This window comes from Streptomyces sp. NPDC002825, from assembly GCF_040295385.1.
In the GTDB taxonomy this organism is placed as follows: Bacteria; Actinomycetota; Actinomycetes; order Streptomycetales; family Streptomycetaceae; genus Streptomyces.
This window is the reverse complement of record NZ_JBEOVH010000008.1, coordinates 128,702-146,175: the sequence shown is the minus strand read 5'-3', so window position 1 is coordinate 146,175 and position 17,474 is coordinate 128,702. Positions and strand designations below refer to the sequence as shown.

General features: G+C 73.2%; 19 protein-coding genes. 8 read left to right on the top strand and 11 right to left on the bottom strand.

Annotated elements, in window-relative coordinates:
* Positions 1–27: 27 nt before the first annotated feature.
* From ABT041_RS13695 to ABT041_RS13685, 3 genes are all read left to right on the top strand, one after another.
* On the top strand, positions 28–1,623 hold the full coding sequence (locus tag ABT041_RS13695; protein WP_351183518.1) for an FAD-binding oxidoreductase: 1,596 nt from the start codon (positions 28–30) through the stop codon (positions 1,621–1,623).
* 79 nt (positions 1,624–1,702) lie between these two features.
* Positions 1,703–2,584 (top strand): diacylglycerol/lipid kinase family protein, encoded by an 882-nt coding sequence (locus tag ABT041_RS13690; RefSeq protein ID WP_351183516.1) that lies wholly within the window; start codon positions 1,703–1,705, stop codon positions 2,582–2,584.
* 120 nt (positions 2,585–2,704) lie between these two features.
* Positions 2,705–2,890 carry a CsbD family protein gene (locus tag ABT041_RS13685; RefSeq protein ID WP_351183514.1) on the top strand — a complete coding sequence of 62 codons (186 nt, stop codon included), beginning with the start codon at positions 2,705–2,707 and terminating at the stop codon, positions 2,888–2,890.
* 47 nt (positions 2,891–2,937) lie between these two features.
* On the opposite strand, the gene ABT041_RS13680 is transcribed toward ABT041_RS13685, so the two are convergent.
* The 5 genes from ABT041_RS13680 to ABT041_RS13660 form a co-directional block, all read right to left on the bottom strand.
* Positions 2,938–3,936, bottom strand: a complete 999-nt coding sequence (locus ABT041_RS13680; RefSeq protein WP_351183512.1) for a 1-aminocyclopropane-1-carboxylate deaminase/D-cysteine desulfhydrase — start codon at positions 3,934–3,936, stop codon at positions 2,938–2,940.
* Positions 3,937–4,003: 67 nt separating this feature from the next.
* Positions 4,004–4,219, bottom strand: a complete 216-nt coding sequence (locus ABT041_RS13675; protein WP_351183719.1) for an alkyl sulfatase C-terminal domain-containing protein — start codon at positions 4,217–4,219, stop codon at positions 4,004–4,006.
* 279 nt (positions 4,220–4,498) lie between these two features.
* Entirely contained in the window at positions 4,499–4,792 is a 294-nt protein-coding gene (locus ABT041_RS13670) for an SHOCT domain-containing protein (RefSeq protein WP_351183510.1), read from the bottom strand.
* 79 nt (positions 4,793–4,871) lie between these two features.
* Entirely contained in the window at positions 4,872–5,294 is a 423-nt protein-coding gene (locus ABT041_RS13665; RefSeq protein ID WP_502976471.1) for a DUF6325 family protein, read from the bottom strand.
* A 109-nt stretch (positions 5,295–5,403) separates the two neighbouring features.
* On the bottom strand, positions 5,404–6,723 hold the full coding sequence (locus ABT041_RS13660; RefSeq protein WP_351183506.1) for a diacylglycerol/lipid kinase family protein: 1,320 nt from the start codon (positions 6,721–6,723) through the stop codon (positions 5,404–5,406).
* A 440-nt stretch (positions 6,724–7,163) separates the two neighbouring features.
* On the opposite strand from ABT041_RS13660, the gene ABT041_RS13655 reads away from it, so the two are divergent.
* Positions 7,164–8,384: a hypothetical protein gene (locus ABT041_RS13655; protein WP_351183504.1), complete on the top strand. Its 1,221-nt coding sequence runs from the start codon at positions 7,164–7,166 to the stop codon at positions 8,382–8,384.
* Positions 8,385–8,393: 9 nt separating this feature from the next.
* Here ABT041_RS13655 and ABT041_RS13650 read toward each other — a convergent pair whose 3' ends face one another.
* Positions 8,394–8,858 (bottom strand): DUF4279 domain-containing protein, encoded by a 465-nt coding sequence (locus ABT041_RS13650; RefSeq protein ID WP_351183502.1) that lies wholly within the window; start codon positions 8,856–8,858, stop codon positions 8,394–8,396.
* 74 nt (positions 8,859–8,932) lie between these two features.
* A complete protein-coding gene (locus ABT041_RS13645; protein ID WP_351183500.1) occupies positions 8,933–9,481 on the bottom strand; it encodes an SMI1/KNR4 family protein in 549 nt (182 codons plus the stop codon).
* A gap of 83 nt (positions 9,482–9,564) precedes the next feature.
* On the opposite strand from ABT041_RS13645, the gene ABT041_RS13640 reads away from it, so the two are divergent.
* Together ABT041_RS13640 and ABT041_RS13635 are read left to right on the top strand one after the other, a co-directional pair.
* Entirely contained in the window at positions 9,565–10,401 is an 837-nt protein-coding gene (locus ABT041_RS13640) for a hypothetical protein (protein ID WP_351183498.1), read from the top strand.
* A 274-nt stretch (positions 10,402–10,675) separates the two neighbouring features.
* The gene (locus ABT041_RS13635; RefSeq protein ID WP_351183496.1) at positions 10,676–12,178 is read left to right on the top strand and encodes a DHA2 family efflux MFS transporter permease subunit; all 1,503 of its coding nucleotides are present in this window, start codon (positions 10,676–10,678) and stop codon (positions 12,176–12,178) included.
* An 87-nt stretch (positions 12,179–12,265) separates the two neighbouring features.
* Here the strand turns inward: ABT041_RS13635 and ABT041_RS13630 are convergent, their stop codons facing one another.
* Complete coding sequence (locus tag ABT041_RS13630; protein ID WP_351183494.1) at positions 12,266–13,768, bottom strand: glycosyltransferase 87 family protein; 1,503 nt, start codon at positions 13,766–13,768, stop codon at positions 12,266–12,268.
* Positions 13,769–13,881: 113 nt separating this feature from the next.
* Here ABT041_RS13630 and ABT041_RS13625 point away from each other — a divergent pair, with 113 nt between their 5' ends.
* Both ABT041_RS13625 and ABT041_RS13620 read left to right on the top strand, forming a co-directional pair.
* A complete protein-coding gene (locus ABT041_RS13625) occupies positions 13,882–15,057 on the top strand; it encodes a molybdopterin-dependent oxidoreductase (protein WP_351183492.1) in 1,176 nt (391 codons plus the stop codon).
* Positions 15,054–15,476: a hypothetical protein gene (locus ABT041_RS13620; RefSeq protein ID WP_351183490.1), complete on the top strand. Its 423-nt coding sequence runs from the start codon at positions 15,054–15,056 to the stop codon at positions 15,474–15,476. Before ABT041_RS13625 ends, ABT041_RS13620 begins: the two co-directional genes overlap by 4 nt.
* Here ABT041_RS13620 and ABT041_RS13615 read toward each other — a convergent pair.
* The 3 genes from ABT041_RS13615 to ABT041_RS13605 are packed head-to-tail and all read right to left on the bottom strand — an operon-like array spanning position 15,449 to position 17,462.
* On the bottom strand, positions 15,449–16,117 hold the full coding sequence (locus ABT041_RS13615) for a class I SAM-dependent methyltransferase (protein ID WP_502976470.1): 669 nt from the start codon (positions 16,115–16,117) through the stop codon (positions 15,449–15,451). The two genes, ABT041_RS13620 and ABT041_RS13615, sit on opposite strands and share 28 nt — an antisense overlap.
* Positions 16,111–16,788, bottom strand: coding sequence for a TIGR04282 family arsenosugar biosynthesis glycosyltransferase (locus ABT041_RS13610; protein ID WP_351183486.1), 678 nt, complete (start codon positions 16,786–16,788; stop codon positions 16,111–16,113). Before ABT041_RS13610 ends, ABT041_RS13615 begins: the two co-directional genes overlap by 7 nt.
* A complete protein-coding gene (locus tag ABT041_RS13605; protein ID WP_351183717.1) occupies positions 16,785–17,462 on the bottom strand; it encodes a glycosyltransferase family 2 protein in 678 nt (225 codons plus the stop codon). The genes ABT041_RS13610 and ABT041_RS13605 overlap by 4 nt, the downstream gene beginning before the upstream one ends.
* Positions 17,463–17,474 lie beyond the last annotated feature (12 nt).

The window sequence follows — 17,474 nt, the reverse complement described above, 5'->3', positions numbered from 1 at the left end:
GAAACAGACCGTGAGGAACCTCTCGAAGTGGACATGTTGTGGAGTGGCTGGGGCGACCCGGCCAAGGCGGCGCCCCTGCCCGAATCGGTGACCGGCCTGCTGCGGGACCTGCTCGGTGTCACACCGCGCGAGAGCGGCCCGTCCGCCCTCGCCGACATCGAGGTCCCCGCCTCGGCACTGACCGAGGAGGCGAGCGCCGCGCTGCGCGCCGCCGTCGCCGCGGAGGACGGCGTCCGGGACGACGCCGAGAGCCGCATCCGGCACACCCGGGGCAAGTCGACTCCCGACCTCCTCCGTATCCGCGCCGGAGAGGTCGACGACATCCCCGCCGCCGTCGTCCTTCCCCGCAGCCACGACGAGGTCCTCGCCGTCCTGCGGGCCTGCGCGGACCACGGTCTGTCCGCCGTCCCCTTCGGTGGCGGCACCTCCGTCGTCGGCGGCCTCGCGCCCACCACCAAGCGGCCCTTCGTCGCCCTCGACCTGCGGCGCCTCGACCAGCTGCTCGCCGTCGACGAGGTCTCGCGCACCGCCACCCTGCACCCCGGCCTGCGCGGCCCGCGGGCCGAGGCGCTCCTCAACGAGCAGGGCTGGACGCTCGGCCACTTCCCGCAGTCCTTCGAGTGGGCCACAGTCGGCGGCTTCGCCGCGGCACGCTCCAGCGGCCAGGCCTCGGCGGGCTACGGCCGCTTCGACGAGATGGTCCTCGGCCTGAAGGTCGCCACCCCCGAAGGCACCCTGTGGAGCGGCCGGGCCCCGCGCTCCGCGGCCGGTCCCGACCTGCGCCAGCTGATCCTCGGCTCCGAAGGCGCCCTCGGCGTGATCACCTCGGTGACCGTGCGCATCCGCCCGCTGCCGCAGAAGCGGATCTACGAGGGCTGGCGCTTCGCCTCCTTCGAGGCCGGCACCGCCGCCCTGCGCCGGCTGGCCCAGGACGGCCCGCGCCCCACCGTGCTGCGGCTGTCGGACGAGTCCGAGACCTTCATCGGTCTCGCGCAGCCCGACGCCATCGGCACCAGCGAACTCCCCGAGAACCCGGGCTGCATGGCCATCGTCGGATTCGAGGGCACCGAGGCCGACACCGCCGCCCGCCGCGCCGCCGCCCGCGAGGTCCTCCTCGCCTGCGACGGCGAGTTCATCGGCGAGGAGGCCGGTGACAATTGGGAGCACGGCCGCTACAACGCGCCCTACCTGCGCGACGCGCTGCTCGACGCCGGCGCGTTCGCCGAGACGCTGGAGACGGCCGCGTTCTGGTCCGCGATCCCCGGCCTCTACGCGGCGGTACGCTCCGCGCTGACCAGCACCCTCACCGAGGCCGGCACCCCGCCGCTCGTCATGTGCCACATCTCGCACACGTACGAGAACGGTGCCTCGCTGTACTTCACCGTCGTCTCCGCGCAGGGCGAGGACGCCGTCGCGCACTGGGCGCCGGTCAAGCGGGCGGCCAACGACGCGATCCTGGCGGCGGGCGGCACCATCAGCCACCACCACGGCGTCGGCACCGACCACCGTGACTGGTACGCCCGCGAGATCGGCCCCCTCGGCATCCGTATGCTGCAGGCGGTCAAGGCCGAGATCGACCCGTCCGGCGTGCTGAGTCCCGGGGTCCTGATCCCCCTCCGCTGAGCACCGTCCCCTCAACCGCGTACCGCCCGCTCGCCCCACCCTCCCGAACCTCTTCTTCTGCCGCCCGGAGGCCAGATCCATGCGACAGTTCACCGCCGTCGTCAACCCCACCGCAGGGGGATCCAGCGGCACGGCGAGCCTGCTCCCGCTGGCCCGGCTGCTGCGGGAGGCGGGCGCGGAACTCGACACCGTCTACAGCCGCAGCCTGGAACACGCACAGGAACTCGCCCGGGAGGCCGGAGCGAAGGGGCACGTCGTGCTGGCCGTCGGCGGTGACGGCATGGCCGGCACCGTCGGCGGCGCGCTCAGCGGCACGGACACGGTCTTCGGCCTGGTCCCCGCGGGCCGCGGCAACGACTTCGCGCGCGCCCTGGGGCTCCCCACCGACGCCCCGGGCCTCGCCAAGGTGCTGCTCGACGCCGAACCGCGGGCCGTCGACACCATCGAGGTGGAGTCCGCCCAGCACCGGGGGATCTGCATCCTCGGCAGCGTGTACGCGGGTGTCGACGCGGTGGCCAACCGCCACGCCAACGCCTCCCGGCTGCTTCGTGGCGCGGCCTCCTACTACGCAGGCGGCCTCCGGGCGGTCCTCGGCTGGAAGCCCGCCGCGTACCGCGTCACGATCGACGGGGTCCCGCACGAGCGCGCCGGCTACACCGTGGTCGCGGCCAACTCCGGGTTCTACGGCTTCGGGCGGAACATCGCACCGGGCGCACGCGTCGACGACGGCCTCCTCGACGTCGTGGTGATCAAGGAGGCGCCCAAGCGTCTCTTCTTCGCCATGATGAACGAGCTGAAGACGGGCGCGCACGTGAACCGTCCCCAGATCGAGATCCTGCGCGGCAAGGAGGTCCGCATCGAGGCCGACCGCCCCCTCCCGTACGGAGCGGACGGCGAGGTCGACGCGACCCTGCCGGTCACCCTCAGGGTGAGGCCCGCGGCCCTCCGCGTACTGGCCTGACCCGGCCCGGGGACCGCCCCGTGGCCGTGGACACGGCCGATGTCACCCGTCGACGAGCACCCTCGGCCGCGCAAACCTAGCGTGGAGGGTGGGAACCGACCCGACGGAAGGACCAGGGGCATGAACAGCGGAATGGAGAAGGCCAAGGGAAGGATCAAGGAGATAACCGGGAAGCTCACCGGCCACGAGCGACTGGAGGCCGAGGGCAAGACGGACCAGGTGAAGGCCAAGATCCGTAAGACGATGACGAACGTTCGCCACCGGGCCGAAGGCATCAGGGACTCACTCAAGCACGACCGTTCCTAGGGCCTCCGAAGCGTGCGGGTCGTCCGGCGCGGGCCGCGGCCGCGCGCTCAGCGGGGGCCGTGGGTCTGCAGGAACACCACCGGGCCGCCGTCCAGTCGGCCGGCCGCGTCCAGGTCGAGCAGGGCCGCGAGCGCCTTGGCGGTGTAGGTGCGTTCCAGGGCGAGGCCGGACTGCGCCGACGCGCGGGCGAGCGCACGGTCGCCGGCGGCGGTGGGGTGCGCGTAGCCGTCGCCCAGCCACGCGGTCTCGGTGCGGATCGCGTCGGGGGCGGGCTCCGCCCCGCGCAGATCGGCGCCCCGGGCCCTGAGCAGGGCCGTGGACCGGCGGGCCAGCCCGAGGAGGGTCGCGGAGTCCAGCCGCAGCGTGTCGTTGACCACGACACCGAGGACACGGGTGCGCAGTCCGGCGAGCCGCAGTCCGAGGGCAAGGCCCGCGGCCGTACCGCCGGAGCCGACGGCGGTGACGAGCCACGCCGGCTCCGGCAGCTCCCCGGCCTCGACCTGGGCGCCCAGCTCCAGGGCGATCTCGACGGCGCCGAGCGTGCCGAGCGGCGAGGAGCCGCCCGCCGGGAGGTAGTAAGGCGGAGTGAGGCGGTGCGCGTGTCGGGCGAAGAGCCACGGCGCGGCCAGGACCAGCCTCGTCCTGGAGTGCAGGAAGTGCAGCGTCGCGCCGGAGGCGCGCAGCCGTTCCAGCTGGGCCCGCACGTGCTCGTCGACCGGGTGGTCGATCAGGCCCAGGGCCACCCCGAGCCCCAGCTCCCGTGCGTACGAGGCGGCGGCGAGGCCCCAGTTGGTGCCGAGGCCGCCGACCGTGAGGATGGTCCGCGCGCCGCGCCGCCGGGCTTCCGGCAGCAGCCACTCCAGCTTGCGGACCTTGTTGCCGCCCCAGCCGCCGGTGCCGTATCCGCTCTCGTCCTTGACCCACAGTTCGGCGCGCCTGCCCAGGCCGGGCAGCGGCCGGACCGGCGTGGGAGCCTCGCCCAGCCGGAGGAAGGGCAGCGAGTCGGCCAGTGCGGGACAGCGCCGGTGCAGCAGCGGAGGAGGCATGGGGGAGACGGTAGGGCACCGGGGCGCCGACCGGACCGGCTTCGGCGCAGACGGTGGGACGGCCCGCTCACGGGGTCACGATCGGGAACTCCGGTTCGGGGGTGTCGAGGACCGCGAGCAGCCGCGGCAGGAGCGTGAGGTCACCCGTCATGGCGATGCCGTCGGTGCCCTTTCCGGCGAGGAGGGAGATGAGCTGGGGCTTGGTCATCGTCATGGTCAGGCCCGCGTCGGCGGAGGGGCGGGTGTCCGTGGTCCAGGTGAGCAGACCGTTGGCCAGGCGCAGATGCCAGTAGTCGCCGCCGATCCCGGGGCCACAGCCGGTCCAGGTCCTGGGGTGTGAAGCCCGTCGGTCTCATCCCGGGCCACCGCCGGTCCAGGTCTTGGCGTGAAGCCCGTCGGTCTCATCCCGGGGCCCGACCGGCCCTGCCACCCGGACGCGGCCCTCGCCGGAACGTCCGCGGGCCGGCCCGCGGACGTTCCGGACCCGGCCGCTCCGGTCGGTAGCCCGCCGCCGACGCGGGGCACGTCCGGCGCATCGCCGTCGACGCGCCCCGACGGTCGGTCAGCCGAGGATCCTGCGCTTCTGCTCCTCGAACTCGGCTTCGGTGAGCACGCCTTGCTCCTTGAGCTCCCCGAGCTGCTTGAGCTGGTCGAGCTTGCTCTCCATGTCGTCGGCGGGCTGTGCGGCCGGCGCCGCGGCGGGGGCGGGCGCGGGCGGCGCTTGGGCCGGCTGCGTCTGGTATCCCTCCTGAGCGGCCCACCGCCCCTGCTGGCGGCGCGACACGCGGTTGGACACGGCGGTCGCCGTACCCGCCACGACCGCCGTGCGGGCGACTCCGCGAAGTAGACCTGGCATGCGCGTTCTCCTTTCATGTCCCGCCCGAAGTCTTCGCGCGACTTTCGGGCCCCTCGGCCTCAGGGCCGAGGGTGACGCGTCAGTCCGTCTCCTCGGCCGCTTCGAGCGAGGCGAGGATGGCTTGTACCGGCACCCGCCCGGAGGCGACCAACTGGGCCCCGCCCCGCCGCAGGGCGGTGGCGAACGGCGCGGCCCACACGTTCTCGTAGATCAGCAGACCGGCGGAGTTGCCCGGCTCCACTGCGGCCGCGGCTTCCTCCAGGTCGTCCTGACCCAGCAGGCCCGACTGGGCACCTTCGAAGACGGCGAGGTCGAGATTGCCGTCCCCGGTGAGGTCCGCGATCTCCAGTGCGCTCACCGAACCGTCCTCGTCCTTCCTGATGAACATCAGGTCGAGGATCCGGATGAGGCCACGTTCCACCAGGTCGACCAGGAGCGGGAAGCCCTCGCCCGTCATGCGGTTGCCGGGGAACTCCACCACCACGTAGTCGATGGGGCCCATCTCGTCGAATTGCTCGCTCACTCACATCACCTCTGATCCGGGACCCCCGGTCGCCATTCCAACACCGGACGCCGCGTGGTGCATCCGGTACGCGTGACCGTCCCCGGCCTCAGCCGCGCGAGAGCGCCAGGTCGCGCAGCCGCCGCCAGTCCAGGCGTGACTTCGGCCGGGGCACGCCCGGGCGGTGGCGGGGGACGCGGACCCGCAGGGCTCCGGGGGTGATCACGCAGCGCACCGGTGTCCGGAAGGAGAGGGCCTCGCCGTCCACGCCGGCCTGCACCTCGGGTCCGTCGGCGTCGACGACGACCTCATGGGCGGTGAGGGTGGTGAGCTCGGCCCCGTGCGTGCCCCGGAGCAGATCGGCGGCCTGCACCGCGTTGTCGACCTTGATGCTCACGACGCCGAGGACACCCGCGTCGAGCCCGGTCCGCAGCCCGAGGCCGGCCGGGTCGCCCACGCGATACGGGTTGTTGCTCACGAGCACCCCCTGGGGGGAGTCGATCCTCGTTCCCGCGCAGTGGACGACCAGCCGTGAGCCGAGGTGATGGGTCAGGATGTCCGGCAGCATGCCGAGGATGGTGCGGATCTTGCCGTCACGGTACGCGGGACTCTGCACGACCTCGGCGTAGGCGCCGAACGACACGTTGTTGACGAAGGTGCGCTCTTCGACGCGACCCAGGTCGATCCGGAGTTCGACCCCGTCGGTGAGCGCCTCCAGACTCGTGGTCGGGTCGTCCCGGTCGAGTCCGAGATCGAGGGCGAAGTGGTTCCGCGTCCCGGCCGAGATCACCATGAACGGCACGTCGTGCTCTGCCGCCACTCCCGCGACGAGGGCCTGCGTACCGTCTCCGCCCGCCACACCGAGGAGGTCGGCGCCGTCCGCCAGGGCGTCGCGGGCGAGCTGGGCGACGTCCCGGGGGTGCTCGGGGTCGAGCAGCACGACCTGGGCGCCGAGTGCTTCGGCCCGCTCCTTGAGCCCGAACCTTCCGACCTTCCCACCGCCCGAGCGCGGATTCATGATGAGGAACGGACGCGCGGGCGGCGGGGTGCGGTACTCGGCAGGGCCGGCCGGGCCCGTGGTCTCGCCGAGCGCGGCCCAGCCCGCGGAGCACACCACCGCCCACAGCGCGAGCATGACGAACACCGTCCAGAGCAGTCCGACGGCAACGAAGAGCCCGATCACCGCCGCCTGCGCGGCCACGGCCAGGACGACCGCGAGCGCCCTGGTCACACCCTTGCGGCTGAGGGCCCACCACAACCCGGCCGCGCTCACGGCGAGTCCGGCCAGCGCGACAGCCGCGAGGCCGAGGCTCTTGAGACCCGCGAACAGCAGGGGGACGGCGGCCGCGGCGACCAGGGCGGCGATCGCCAGCCGGGCGGCCCACCGTTGTTTCGCACTGCTGTGCTGCCTGGCGACGTGGCCGCCCATGATTTCCTCCGTAGCTCGTCACTGCCCCCGTGCGCGGTGAGGTCCTCTTCGAGCGTCCCCTCACGCGGATCCCGCCGCCTGTCGGCGGCCTCCTCGTGCCGGGCCCCGCACCGGTTCGCGGGAACGACCGCGGAGACCGCTCATGATCGGTCCCCGCTCTCTCCGCACCCGGCATCGACACGAGGCGCCCGGCACGGACGCCACGCGGAAGGGGGAGCTGACCGGCGCGTGCGTCACGACCGGGCCTCCGGCGGAGCCCGGTCCCCGCTCCGGATGGAGCAACCCAGGATGCCGTCCTCGCGGCGATCGGGAGGAATGGAATGAGACAGGGGCGCCTCACACCAGGAGGACGGATGGCCGGCCCACCGGAAGCACCGCAGCAGGCTTCGCCGTCGGGAGGCGGGACACACCTGGCCGGCCCGGGCAGGATCGTACGCAAGGTGGCCTCGGCCGTTCTGATCGTCCTCGCCTGCATCCTGGTCCCCGTGTCGGTGCTGACCGTGTGGGTGCACGACATCGTCCTGGACACGGACCGGTACGTGGAGACGGTTCAACCGCTCGCCTCCGACCCCGCGATCGAGGCGGCCGCGAGCAACCGGATCGTCGAGGCCGTCGACGTACGAGTCGACGGCAAGCAGGTCACCGCCGAGCTGGCGGCCTGGCTGGAGTCGCAGGGCCTGCCGCCCCGGGCCGCCCAGGCCGTGAAGGGGCTGGCCCCCCAGCTGGACGCCGCCGTGAACGGAGCCGCGGAGAAGGTGGCGAACCGGTTCGTCGAGAGCGACAGGTTCGAGAAGGTGTGGACCACCGCCAACCGGGCCGCTCATGACGCCGTGGTGCACGCCCTGACCGGCAAGGGCCGCGGGGCGGTCGGCGTCGAGGAGGGCACCGTGACCCTCGACGTCGGCGCCGCTGTCGACCGCGTCAAGGAAGAACTCGTCGACGCCGGCGTGTCACCGGCCGAGAAGATCCCGGACGTCGACAAGCAGATGGTGCTCTTCCAGTCCGACAAGCTGGAACGCATGCAGGGCGCCGCGCACGCCCTCGACGTGCTCGGCAACTGGATGCCGGTCCTGACGGTGGTGCTCGCCGCGGCAGGCGTCCTCCTCGCGTACCGGCGCAGACGCGCCCTGGCGAAGACCGCCCTGGGCGCGGCACTCGCCTGCCTGATCGTCGCCATCGGCCTCGTCGTCGCCCGCCGTTACTACCTGGACCATCTGCCCCCGCAGGTGCAGTCCGAGGCGGCGGCAGCAGCGATCTTCGACCATCTCCTGCACTTCCTGCGGGTCACGCTGCGCACCGTCATCGTGCTGGGCGTGGTCATCGCTCTCGGCGCCTACTTCATCGGGCCGGGCGGATGGGCGCGCGCCGTAAGGGGCACCTCCGAGCGCACCGCCGACTCCGTGGCCCGGTGGGCGGACACCCACGGCATCCACACCGGTCGTCTGGGCACGTGGACGGCCGACTACCGGCGGTGGCTGACGATCGGCGTCCTGCTGCTGCTCGCCCTGCTGTTCGCCCTGTGGAACCACCCCACGGTCCTGACCGTGCTGCTGCTGGTCCTCATCTATCTGGCGGTGCTCGCGCTGATCGCCCTGGTGGCGGCGACCGGCCGCAGGAAACGCGCGGCGGGACCCCCCGCGCCTACGGCCCCTGGCCCGTGAAGGCGCGGCTCACCGGATGGGCCCGAGGGCGGCGGATACGTCCTGGTCCTCGCTCATGTCGTACTCGTCGACGCCGAGCTCCGCGCCCGTGGCATGGAGGAAGTCCAGGACCCTGCGGTCCAGGTGCCAGCCGAACAGGTCGGGTGCGTCCGCAGCGCCGGTGTCGTTGAAGTGACGCACGACGTTGAGCACTGATCCGCCGCCACCGGCCGCCAGTTGCCTTGCGAGGCGGGAGACGCGGTCCGTGTGGGGCTGGAGTCTGTCGAGAACGCGGTCGATCTGCTCGTCGACGCGCAGGCCGGGTTCGCGGCAGACGACGATCCACGCGTGGTCGACCGGGATCACAGCCGGTCCGGTGAGCCGGCTGCCGCGAACGGACACCTCGTCGGGAGCGATCCCCAGCTGGGAGGTCATGTCGTCTGCCGAGGTGTCGCGGCTGAACAGCGCGAAGGAGACGTACTGGTGCAGTGGCATTCCGTGGAGGATAGCCGCGACGGCGGCGACGAGTGTCGCTTGTTCCCTCGCCGCGGGGCCGGTTCGACGGCCCGTCAGCTGCCCAGGATCTCGTCGTTCGGATCGAAGGCGTGGTCGTCGAGCGGCAGGTCGCCGAGGATGTCGGAGCGGATCTCGCCGGTGAGCACGGACACGATGAACCGGGCGCTGGACACGGCGTGGTGCTCCCACTCCGGTCCACGGCCCGCGTGCGCGAGGACGGTCCAGTCCTCGGGGCGGACGTCGTGGCCGGTGAGCCAGTAGAGGCAGGCGCCGGTCCCCTCGACGTACGCGAAGGGGAGCAGCCCCGCTCCCTCGGCGTCCAGCTGCACGGGCCGGGGCTCGGGACCGACCTCCCACAACCGGGCCAGCACCTCGGCGCGCTCCTCCTTCATGGCCAGGAGGTCGTAGTCGGGGTCGGCGCAGTCGGGCTCCAGGATCCAGATCGTCTCGTCGAAGACGCCCCCGCCGTAGGTGTCGACGAGGTCCTTGAAGTCCTCCGGCAACGCGCCGCCCAGCCGAGCCTCCACCTCGCGCCAGCCCCGCGGCCGACGCTCCGCCGGTGGCGGGACGACGCGGGTGAGCCGTTCCACATCAGGATGCATCGAGGCGTCTCCGCGAGAGGGCTGGGGGCTCGGGGACGTTCAGGATAGTGATGCGGTCGGTGGGGGGACGTTGAGGCTGCCCCATGCGCACGGTGGTTTCCCTGCACGGCCCTCGGAGAAAGCTCGTCCAAAGTGTGGAACACGCCTGGAGTTCAGGGGGAACGGGCATGAACGCTAGTCTCCACGATCTGCTGATCAACCTCGCGGCCGCCGGCATCGCGTTCACCGCGGGCGCTTCGCGCCGCCGGATCTCCTTCGGCCTCAGGACGCGGGCGCTGCGCGCCTTCTGGAGACCGGCCGTCAACGGCGGGTTCTGGGTCGCGGTGGGCAGTTTCATGGAGGACGAGTACTACAGGCGGGAGCGCGCGGGCTTCGCCGGTCTCGGCGACATCGAGGCTTACGTCAAGCTGAAGAGCCAGCTGCACCGGGTGGGAATCCGTGACTTCGACCTGGGACCGGGGCATCAGGTCTCGAACGAGCAGCGGAGGAAGAACCTGATCCTGATCGGTGGACCGCACTCGAATCCCATGACGGCCTTGGTGCTTCAGAGCCTGTCCATGACGTCCACCTTCCGGTTCGGCGAGGCCGACGGGCCGGGAGGCAAGGACACCACGATCTACGACAGTCTGCTCGACGCGACGACGGACTGCCGGGTGGGGCCGGACGAAAGGCTCCAGTCCGACCAGGGGCTGATCATCCGGTGCGCCAACCCATTCGCCGCGGAGAAGACGGTGCTGATCCTCGCGGGCTCCTGGGGTTACGGCACCACCGCGGCCGCGGACCTGATCGAAAGCGGCGATTTCCTCAAGCATCCCGTCGTCAGGTCGAAGAGCCCCTTCGAGGCTGTCTTCAGCTGCCAGATCGTGGAGGGCGCGGTCGGCGAGATCACGCTCGGCTCAGTCCGCCGCCTCCGTCAGTAGCGGACAGCCTGGAAGCTGATACGAACGCCCGGGAAGCGCGCATCAGGCGACCACGACCAGCGGCTCGAGGCCGCGCCTGTCAGGAGCTCCGGCCCGGCGGACCGGTCCAGGGTTTGGGCGTCGGGACGTTGCGGAAAGCCGTGCCCCAGTCGCTCGCCGGCGGCAAAATCGCTTGAGCCGAGGTCGCGGGGACGACAGGATCGGGGGACATCGATGAGTTCTTCCCGGCGCCGCGGTCTGTCACTGTGACCCGCCCCATGCGGAGGACACACCCATGACGGAAGGCACCATGCCCGCTCCAGAGACACCGCCCGCCCGCGTCACCGCCGTGCTGCGGATTCTCGTGCTGTCCACGTTCGTCGTCCTGCTCAACGAGACGATCATGGTCAACGCGATCCCGCGGCTCATGCGCGAGTTCGAGGTCACCGCGGCAGCCGCCGGGTGGCTGTCCACGGCCTTCATGCTCACCATGGCCGTCGTCATCCCGGTGACGGGATGGTTCCTCCAGCGCGTGACCACCCGTACCGCCTTCGGTCTGGCCATGGCGCTCTTCCTCGCCGGCACGGCCCTGGCCGCCGCCGCGCCCGTCTTCCCCGTGCTGCTGGCCGCCCGCGTCATCCAGGCCAGCGGCACCGCCGTCATGATGCCGCTGCTCATGACGACGCTGATGACCCTCGTGCCCGCGCACGACCGCGGCCGTGTCATGGGCAACATCACCCTCGTCATCTCCGTCGCACCCGCCCTCGGCCCCGCGGCCTCCGGTGTGCTGCTGCAACTGGGGACCTGGCGCCTGCTGTTCCTGGCCGTGCTCCCCATCGCCGGAGCCATGGCCGTATTCGGTCACCGCAAACTGGTCAACATCGGCGAGCCGCAGGCCGGCCCGATCGACTGGTTGTCCGTTCCCCTGGCGGCCGCCGGCTTCGGCGCCCTCGTCTACGGCCTGAGCGGGCTCGGCGCCGAGAAGTCGGCCCACGCCCCCCTGCCCCCGGCGGTCACGACCCTGGCCGGCGCGGTGCTGGTCGGCCTGTTCGTATGGCGGCAGCTGGCGCTGCAGCGCACGTCCACGCCGCTGCTGGACCTGCGCGCCCTGACCTTCCGTCACTTCTCCGTGGCCCTCGGCCTGATGTGCCTGTCCTTCATGGCCCTCATGGGCGCCTTCATCCTGCTGCCGATCTATCTGCAGGAGGTGTGCGGCCTGACCTCGCTGCAGACCGGGCTCCTCCTCATCCCCGGCGGCCTGACCATGGGCCTGCTCGGACCGCAGGTCGGCAAGCTCTACGACCGCTTCGGCGCACCGCGCCTCGTCGTACCAGGAGCCGTACTCACAGCGCTCTGCCTCGCGCTGTTCGCCCTCACCGGCGAACAGACCTCGCCGTGGCTCGTACTCACCCTGCACGTGGCCCTGAGCGCGGGCATGGCGTTCGTCTTCACCCCCGTCTTCACCTCCGGCCTGTCCGTACTGCCGCCGCACCTCTACCCGCACGGCTCCGCCATCCTGGGCTCGCTCCAGCAGGTCGCGGCCGCAGCGGGCACCGCCCTGGTCATCAGCGTCATGTCCGGACACGCCGCCACGGCGGCCGCCGAGGGCGCCGACACCACCAGTGCCCTGGCCACGGGCGTCCAGTGGGGATTCGGCATCGGTGCCGGGCTCGGCGCCCTCGCCGTACTCGTCGCCTTGCTGGTCCGCACCCCGCCCGCTCCGCAGGAGCCTGCCGCGCCGGAACCCCAGGACGAGGACGGCACCGCGACGAACAAGACCGCCCACACACCCACCTGAGGCGGTCGGCGACCGGGGCCTGATCTCGCCGTGAAGGGACGACGCCCCGTCTGGACGGGCTCGTGTTCGTTCACGGCCGGACCTGGGTCACTGATCGGGCCGCCGACCGGCCGGTGCCCCGGAGCGCTCCGTGCGTTCCGGGGCACCGGTGCGTCCGGTCGCCGGTGCCCGCTCTTCGGCGTCCGCCCTGGTTCGGGTCGCCGTAGACCGTCTCCCCGGTGCCCCGCCCCCGCCGCCAGACCCTCCGACCTTCCGTCGCCGTGTCCACCACATCCCGCAGACCACACCCCCCGCCGCCCCGTACGCGGCCGTCACCCCCACCGTGCCGATGACCGGGCCCGCCAGGTACGCCGCCGCCCCCGCCACGGCGACGCCGAGCCACTCCCAGCGTCCGTCCAGGGCGACGAGGGCGACGAGCAGCAGGGCGTACCAGGAGTAGCCGGGGGTCAGCAGGAGGAACGTCGTGCTCGTGGTCGACAGGGCGCCCTGCCAGGGGCGTTCGGGGTCACCGCGCCACCACACCCACGCCGACACCGCCGCGACGCCGAGGAGTGCCGCGGGCAGTGCCCACGCGTCGGGCAGCACCAGGCGGAGCAGGGCGTAGCGGCCGCCCGCGCCCGCGTCGTCGTAGCCCTCCTCCCGCGCGTATCCGCTCAGGTAGCCGAGGACCGAAGCATCGGAGAGGAAGACGTACGGCAGGTACGTCAGCGCCACCGTCGCCGCGGCCGTCAGCGCCACGGCCGCGACCGTACGGGCCCGCCGGACTCCGGACAGCGCGCCGGGCAGGAGCACGGCGGGCAGCAGCTTCGCGGCGACGGCCAGACCGAGCAGCACCCCGCCCCGGACGCGGCGGCGGCGTGCCACCAGCGCGAGCGCGCCGACCGACAGGAGCACGGCCAGGACGTCGACGTGGGCGTTGTCGACCGCCTCCACGGGGACCGCCGGGCACCACGCCCACAGCGCGGCCTGCCGCGGATCCCCTCGCCGGCGCAGAAAGCCGAGCAGGAGACCGCTGACGGCCAGCGCGAGAACGGCCGAACCCACCTGGAGCCCCTTGTGGCGGACCCCGTCCGGCGACAGGGCGTGGACGAGGAGGAACCAGCCCTCGGCCACCGGAGGGTAGATCGTGTGCACAGCGGGCCTGTTGATCCGGGTGCACCGTCCGTCGCCGAGCGGCGCGAGCCCCGCGCCGTCCCGCCCGCACACCGCGGCGCCCGGGAAGAGCCAGTCGTCCCGGAGTCCGGCGAGCGCCGGGTCGGCGGGCGCGTGGTCGTACGGCGAGACGCCGGATGCCTGGACCCGGCCGTCCCACGCGTACCGGTAGGAGTCCGTGCTCGTCCGCGGGGCCGCCACCAGGCCCGTCGCCGTCACCGCGACCGCCCCGGCGAGGACGAGCGGGACGACGTGACGGCCGGGGACACGACGCAGGGCGACCGCGGCCGCCGCGAACACCGCCCACGCGCCCGCGTACCCGGCCAGAAAAGCCGTCCCGTGCGCGGCGCGGAGCAGGAGGACCAGCGACGCCGCCAGGAGCGACAGCAGAAGCGTGGTGACGACGACGGGAAGCGGGAGACGGCGGTCGCTGGTCATGGGCGCAGACTGGCAGTGCGCACGGCAGCGGGGGAGGAGACCCGGCGGGGCGTTCGGGTTTCGTAAGGTGTCGGACGGTCCGCGGAGCCGCTCGCGGCGGTGTCATGGACGGCATGACCTTCCGCATGCCCCGGCTGCCCCGCCCCGCGTTCCGGCCCCCGGCCGTCCGACCGCCCACGTTCGCCGGGCGCCTTCACGACGCCAGGACCGCGACGGCCGTCGGCCGCTGGCTCGGCGCGGCCTTCGGCGTCTGTCTCGTCACCGGTCTCGTCAGCCACTACCTCCAGCAGCCGCCGGACTGGCTCGCCGACCGTCTGCCCGCCCGGCCGGTGTGGGGGTACGCGTTCACCCAGGGCCTCCACGTCGCCACGGGACTGGCGGCGATCGTGCTGCTCCTGGTCAAACTGTGGGCGGTGTACCCCCGGTTGTTCGTGTGGCCGCCGGTGCGGTCCGTGCGGCACGCGCTGGAGCGGCTGTCCGTCGCGGTCCTCGTGGCCTCGGCCGTCTTCGAGGTCCTGACGGGGCTCCTCAACATCGTCGAGTGGTACCCGTGGCCGTTCTCCTTCGTCCCCGTCCACTTCGCCGTCGCCTGGGTGGCGACCGGCTCGATCCTGCTGCACATCGCCGTCAAGGCCCCCGAGATCAGGGACCACTGGGGGCGGCACTCGGCGGGTACCGGAACCCTGCCGGCGCAGGACGCCGTCGACCGCCGCTCGCTGCTCCTCGCCACCGGCGCCGCCGTCGGCGTGGTGACGCTGACGACCGTCGGCCAGTCCTTCACCCCCCTGAAGGCGCTCGACCTCCTAGCGCCCCGGCACCCCGACCACGGCCCGCAGGGGCTGCCCGTGAACCGGACCGCCGCCGCGGCCGGTGTCACGGCACCCGCACTGGCGGGCTGGCGTCTGGAGGTCGCGGGCCCCCGCCCGTACGTCCTCACTCTCGACGCCCTGAGATCGATGCCCCGCGCCGGAGCCCGGCTGCCGATCGCCTGTGTCGAAGGCTGGAGCGTCGACGCCGACTGGGGCGGGGTACGCCTCCGGGACCTGATCGAGCGGGCCGGTGGACGGCCGGGCCGGGACGCCGTGCGGGTGACCTCGCTGGAGGTGAGAGGTGCCTACCGGGTGATGGAGATGGGCGCGGAGTACGCCGACGATCCGCTCACCCTCCTCGCCCTCACCCTCAACGGACAGCCGCTCACCCTCGATCACGGCTTCCCGGCGCGGATCATCGCCCCCGGCCGCCCCGGCGTCCTGCAGACCAAGTGGGTGCACAGGCTGGAGGTGCTGTGAGGACGGTGAGCGTGCTGCGGTACGGACTCGGGGTGCTGGGCGTCGCCCTCGTGGGGCTCGGTGCGTGGCTGGTGGTGGACCAGCCCGATCCGCTCGGTGTGTTCGTGTGGCTGGCCGGCGCCCTCGTCCTGCACGACGGGATCCTCGCCCCGCTCGTCCTGGCCGTGGGGCTGCTGCTCGCGGGACGGCGCCGACGGGGCCTGCTGCGCGGGGCGTTGCTGGTCGCGGGGAGCGTGGTCCTGGTGACGCTCCCCCTCCTCGCGCGGCCGGGCGCGCCGCCCAACCCCTCGGCGCTGCCCCTCCCGTACGGGCGGAACCTCGCGATCGTCCTCGCGGCCGTGACCGTGGTGACGGGCGTGCTGATCGCCGTGCGGCGGTGGCGGGAGCGCCGTCAGGGGCGGGCGGCGGCGGACGACTGAGGGGCGAGCGACAGGAACGTACGTCCCTCCAGGGTCCACTGCTCGGAGACCTCCCAGCCGGCACCCCGCGCGTGCACGGCCAGGGCGCGGCTGCCGGCCCGCGCCCAGGGGAACGGCGCCCCGTGTCCGCCCCGGCCGTCCTCGACCCGTACCTCACAGCACTCGTCGACGTCCACGGGCGCGCATTCCGCGATGACGCGCCCGGAGGGCGACACGAGCCGCCGGAGCCGGCGGAGCAGTGCGGCCGGGTCGCCGCCGATCCCTATGTTGCCGTCGATCAGCAGCGCCGTGTCCCAGCGCCCCTCGGCGGGCAGCGGTTCGAACACCGACCGGCACAGGGCCGACCCGCCGAGCCGCAGCGTGCGGGCGACGGCCTCGGGACTGATGTCGATGCCCAGGGCGCGCCGGCCCTCGGCCGCCAGGGCGGCGACGAGCCGACCCGGTCCGCAGCCGATGTCGAGGACGGTGCCCCGGCAGCGGTCGAGTACGGAGCGGTCGGCGCTGTCGGGCGCCATGCACCAGCGCTCGACCTCCAGGGGCAGGAGCCACCCGTCGTGCCGGCGCAGGAACAGCGGGCCCCTCCCGGTGCGCAGGGCGCAGTCGTACGGGCCGGCCCGCCATGCCGTGGTCGTGGTCAACAGCCCGCTCCCGTGGTCGCGCCGGTCAGTTCGGTGTGGCGGGCCGCGAAACGGGTCCCCGGGGCGGCGGCCGCCACCTGCCGTGCGTCCGACGCGGTGTCCACGTCCCGCAGGACGGGCAGGTCGCCGACGCGCAACCCGGCCGCCCGCAGCCGGGCGTACTGGACGGCGCCCGTCTCGGGCGCGGACATGGGGACCCCGAGCAGGAGAGCAGGGTCGGGACGGGCGAGACCGAGAGCCCAGAAGCCCCCGTCGGCGGCCGGTCCGAACCAGGCGTCGTACGCGTCCCAGCGCAGGCCGGGGGCCAGAAGTCCGGGTGTCACCTGCGGGGTGTCCATGCCGATGAGCAGGGCGGGCCCCGGGCAGCCGGCGAACGCGGCGGCCAGGCGCACGTCGAGCCCACCGCTCGCCTGGGCGACGACCTCGAAGCCCGCCGGCAGCCACGGGCCCGGCCGCCCGTCGAGCACGAGGACGTGCCGGTCCGCGGGAACGCGTACCGCGACGGAGAGCGTGTCGGCGAGCGCGGCCTCCGCGAGCGCGGCGGCCTCCTCGGGGGTGAACGGGGGTGTGAGCCGCGTCTTCACCCGGCCGGGCCGGGGCTCCTTGGCGATGACGAGAAGGGTGGTTGCGAGGGGCGTGGCGGCGGGTGGCGTGGTGCCGCGGGGCCCGGTCACGGACGACCCCCGCCCGCCGGCGCCGGTTCGTCGAGCACCTTGCGCATGTCGTGGACCGCCTGCCACGTGCCCTTCCACGTACCCGTGACCTTGGACCGGCCGGTACGGGACAGGTACGGGACGTCGACCTCGCGCACCCGCCAGCCGGCGTCGGCCGCCCGCACGACCATCTGCAGCGGGTAGCCGCTGCGCCGGTCGTCGAGACCCAGGCCGAGCAGCGCCTCGCGGCGGGCGGCCCGCATGGGGCCGAGGTCGTGCAGCCGCAGTCCGGTGCGCCGGCGCAGCAGCCAGGACAGGGCGAGGTTCCCGGCCCTCGCGTGGGCCGGCCACGCGCCGCGCTCGGTGGGGCGCCGGCGGCCCAGGAGAAGCTCGGCGGAGCCGTCGGCCACCGCACCGACGAGACCGGGCAGCAGCCCGGGGTCCAGCGAGGCGTCGCAGTCGCAGAAGCAGACGAACTCGGCGTCGGATGCGAGCAGTCCGGCGTGGCAGGCCGCGCCGAAGCCACGCCTCGGCTCGTGCACCACGGTCGCGCCGAGATCGGCGGCGATGCCGGCGGAGCCGTCGGAGGAGCCGTTGTCCACGACGATCGCACGCCAGCCGGCGGGAACCCGTGCCAGCACCCACGGCAGGGCTTCTGCCTCGTCGAGGCAGGGAAGGACGACATCTACGGTCATGGGGGTCACGTC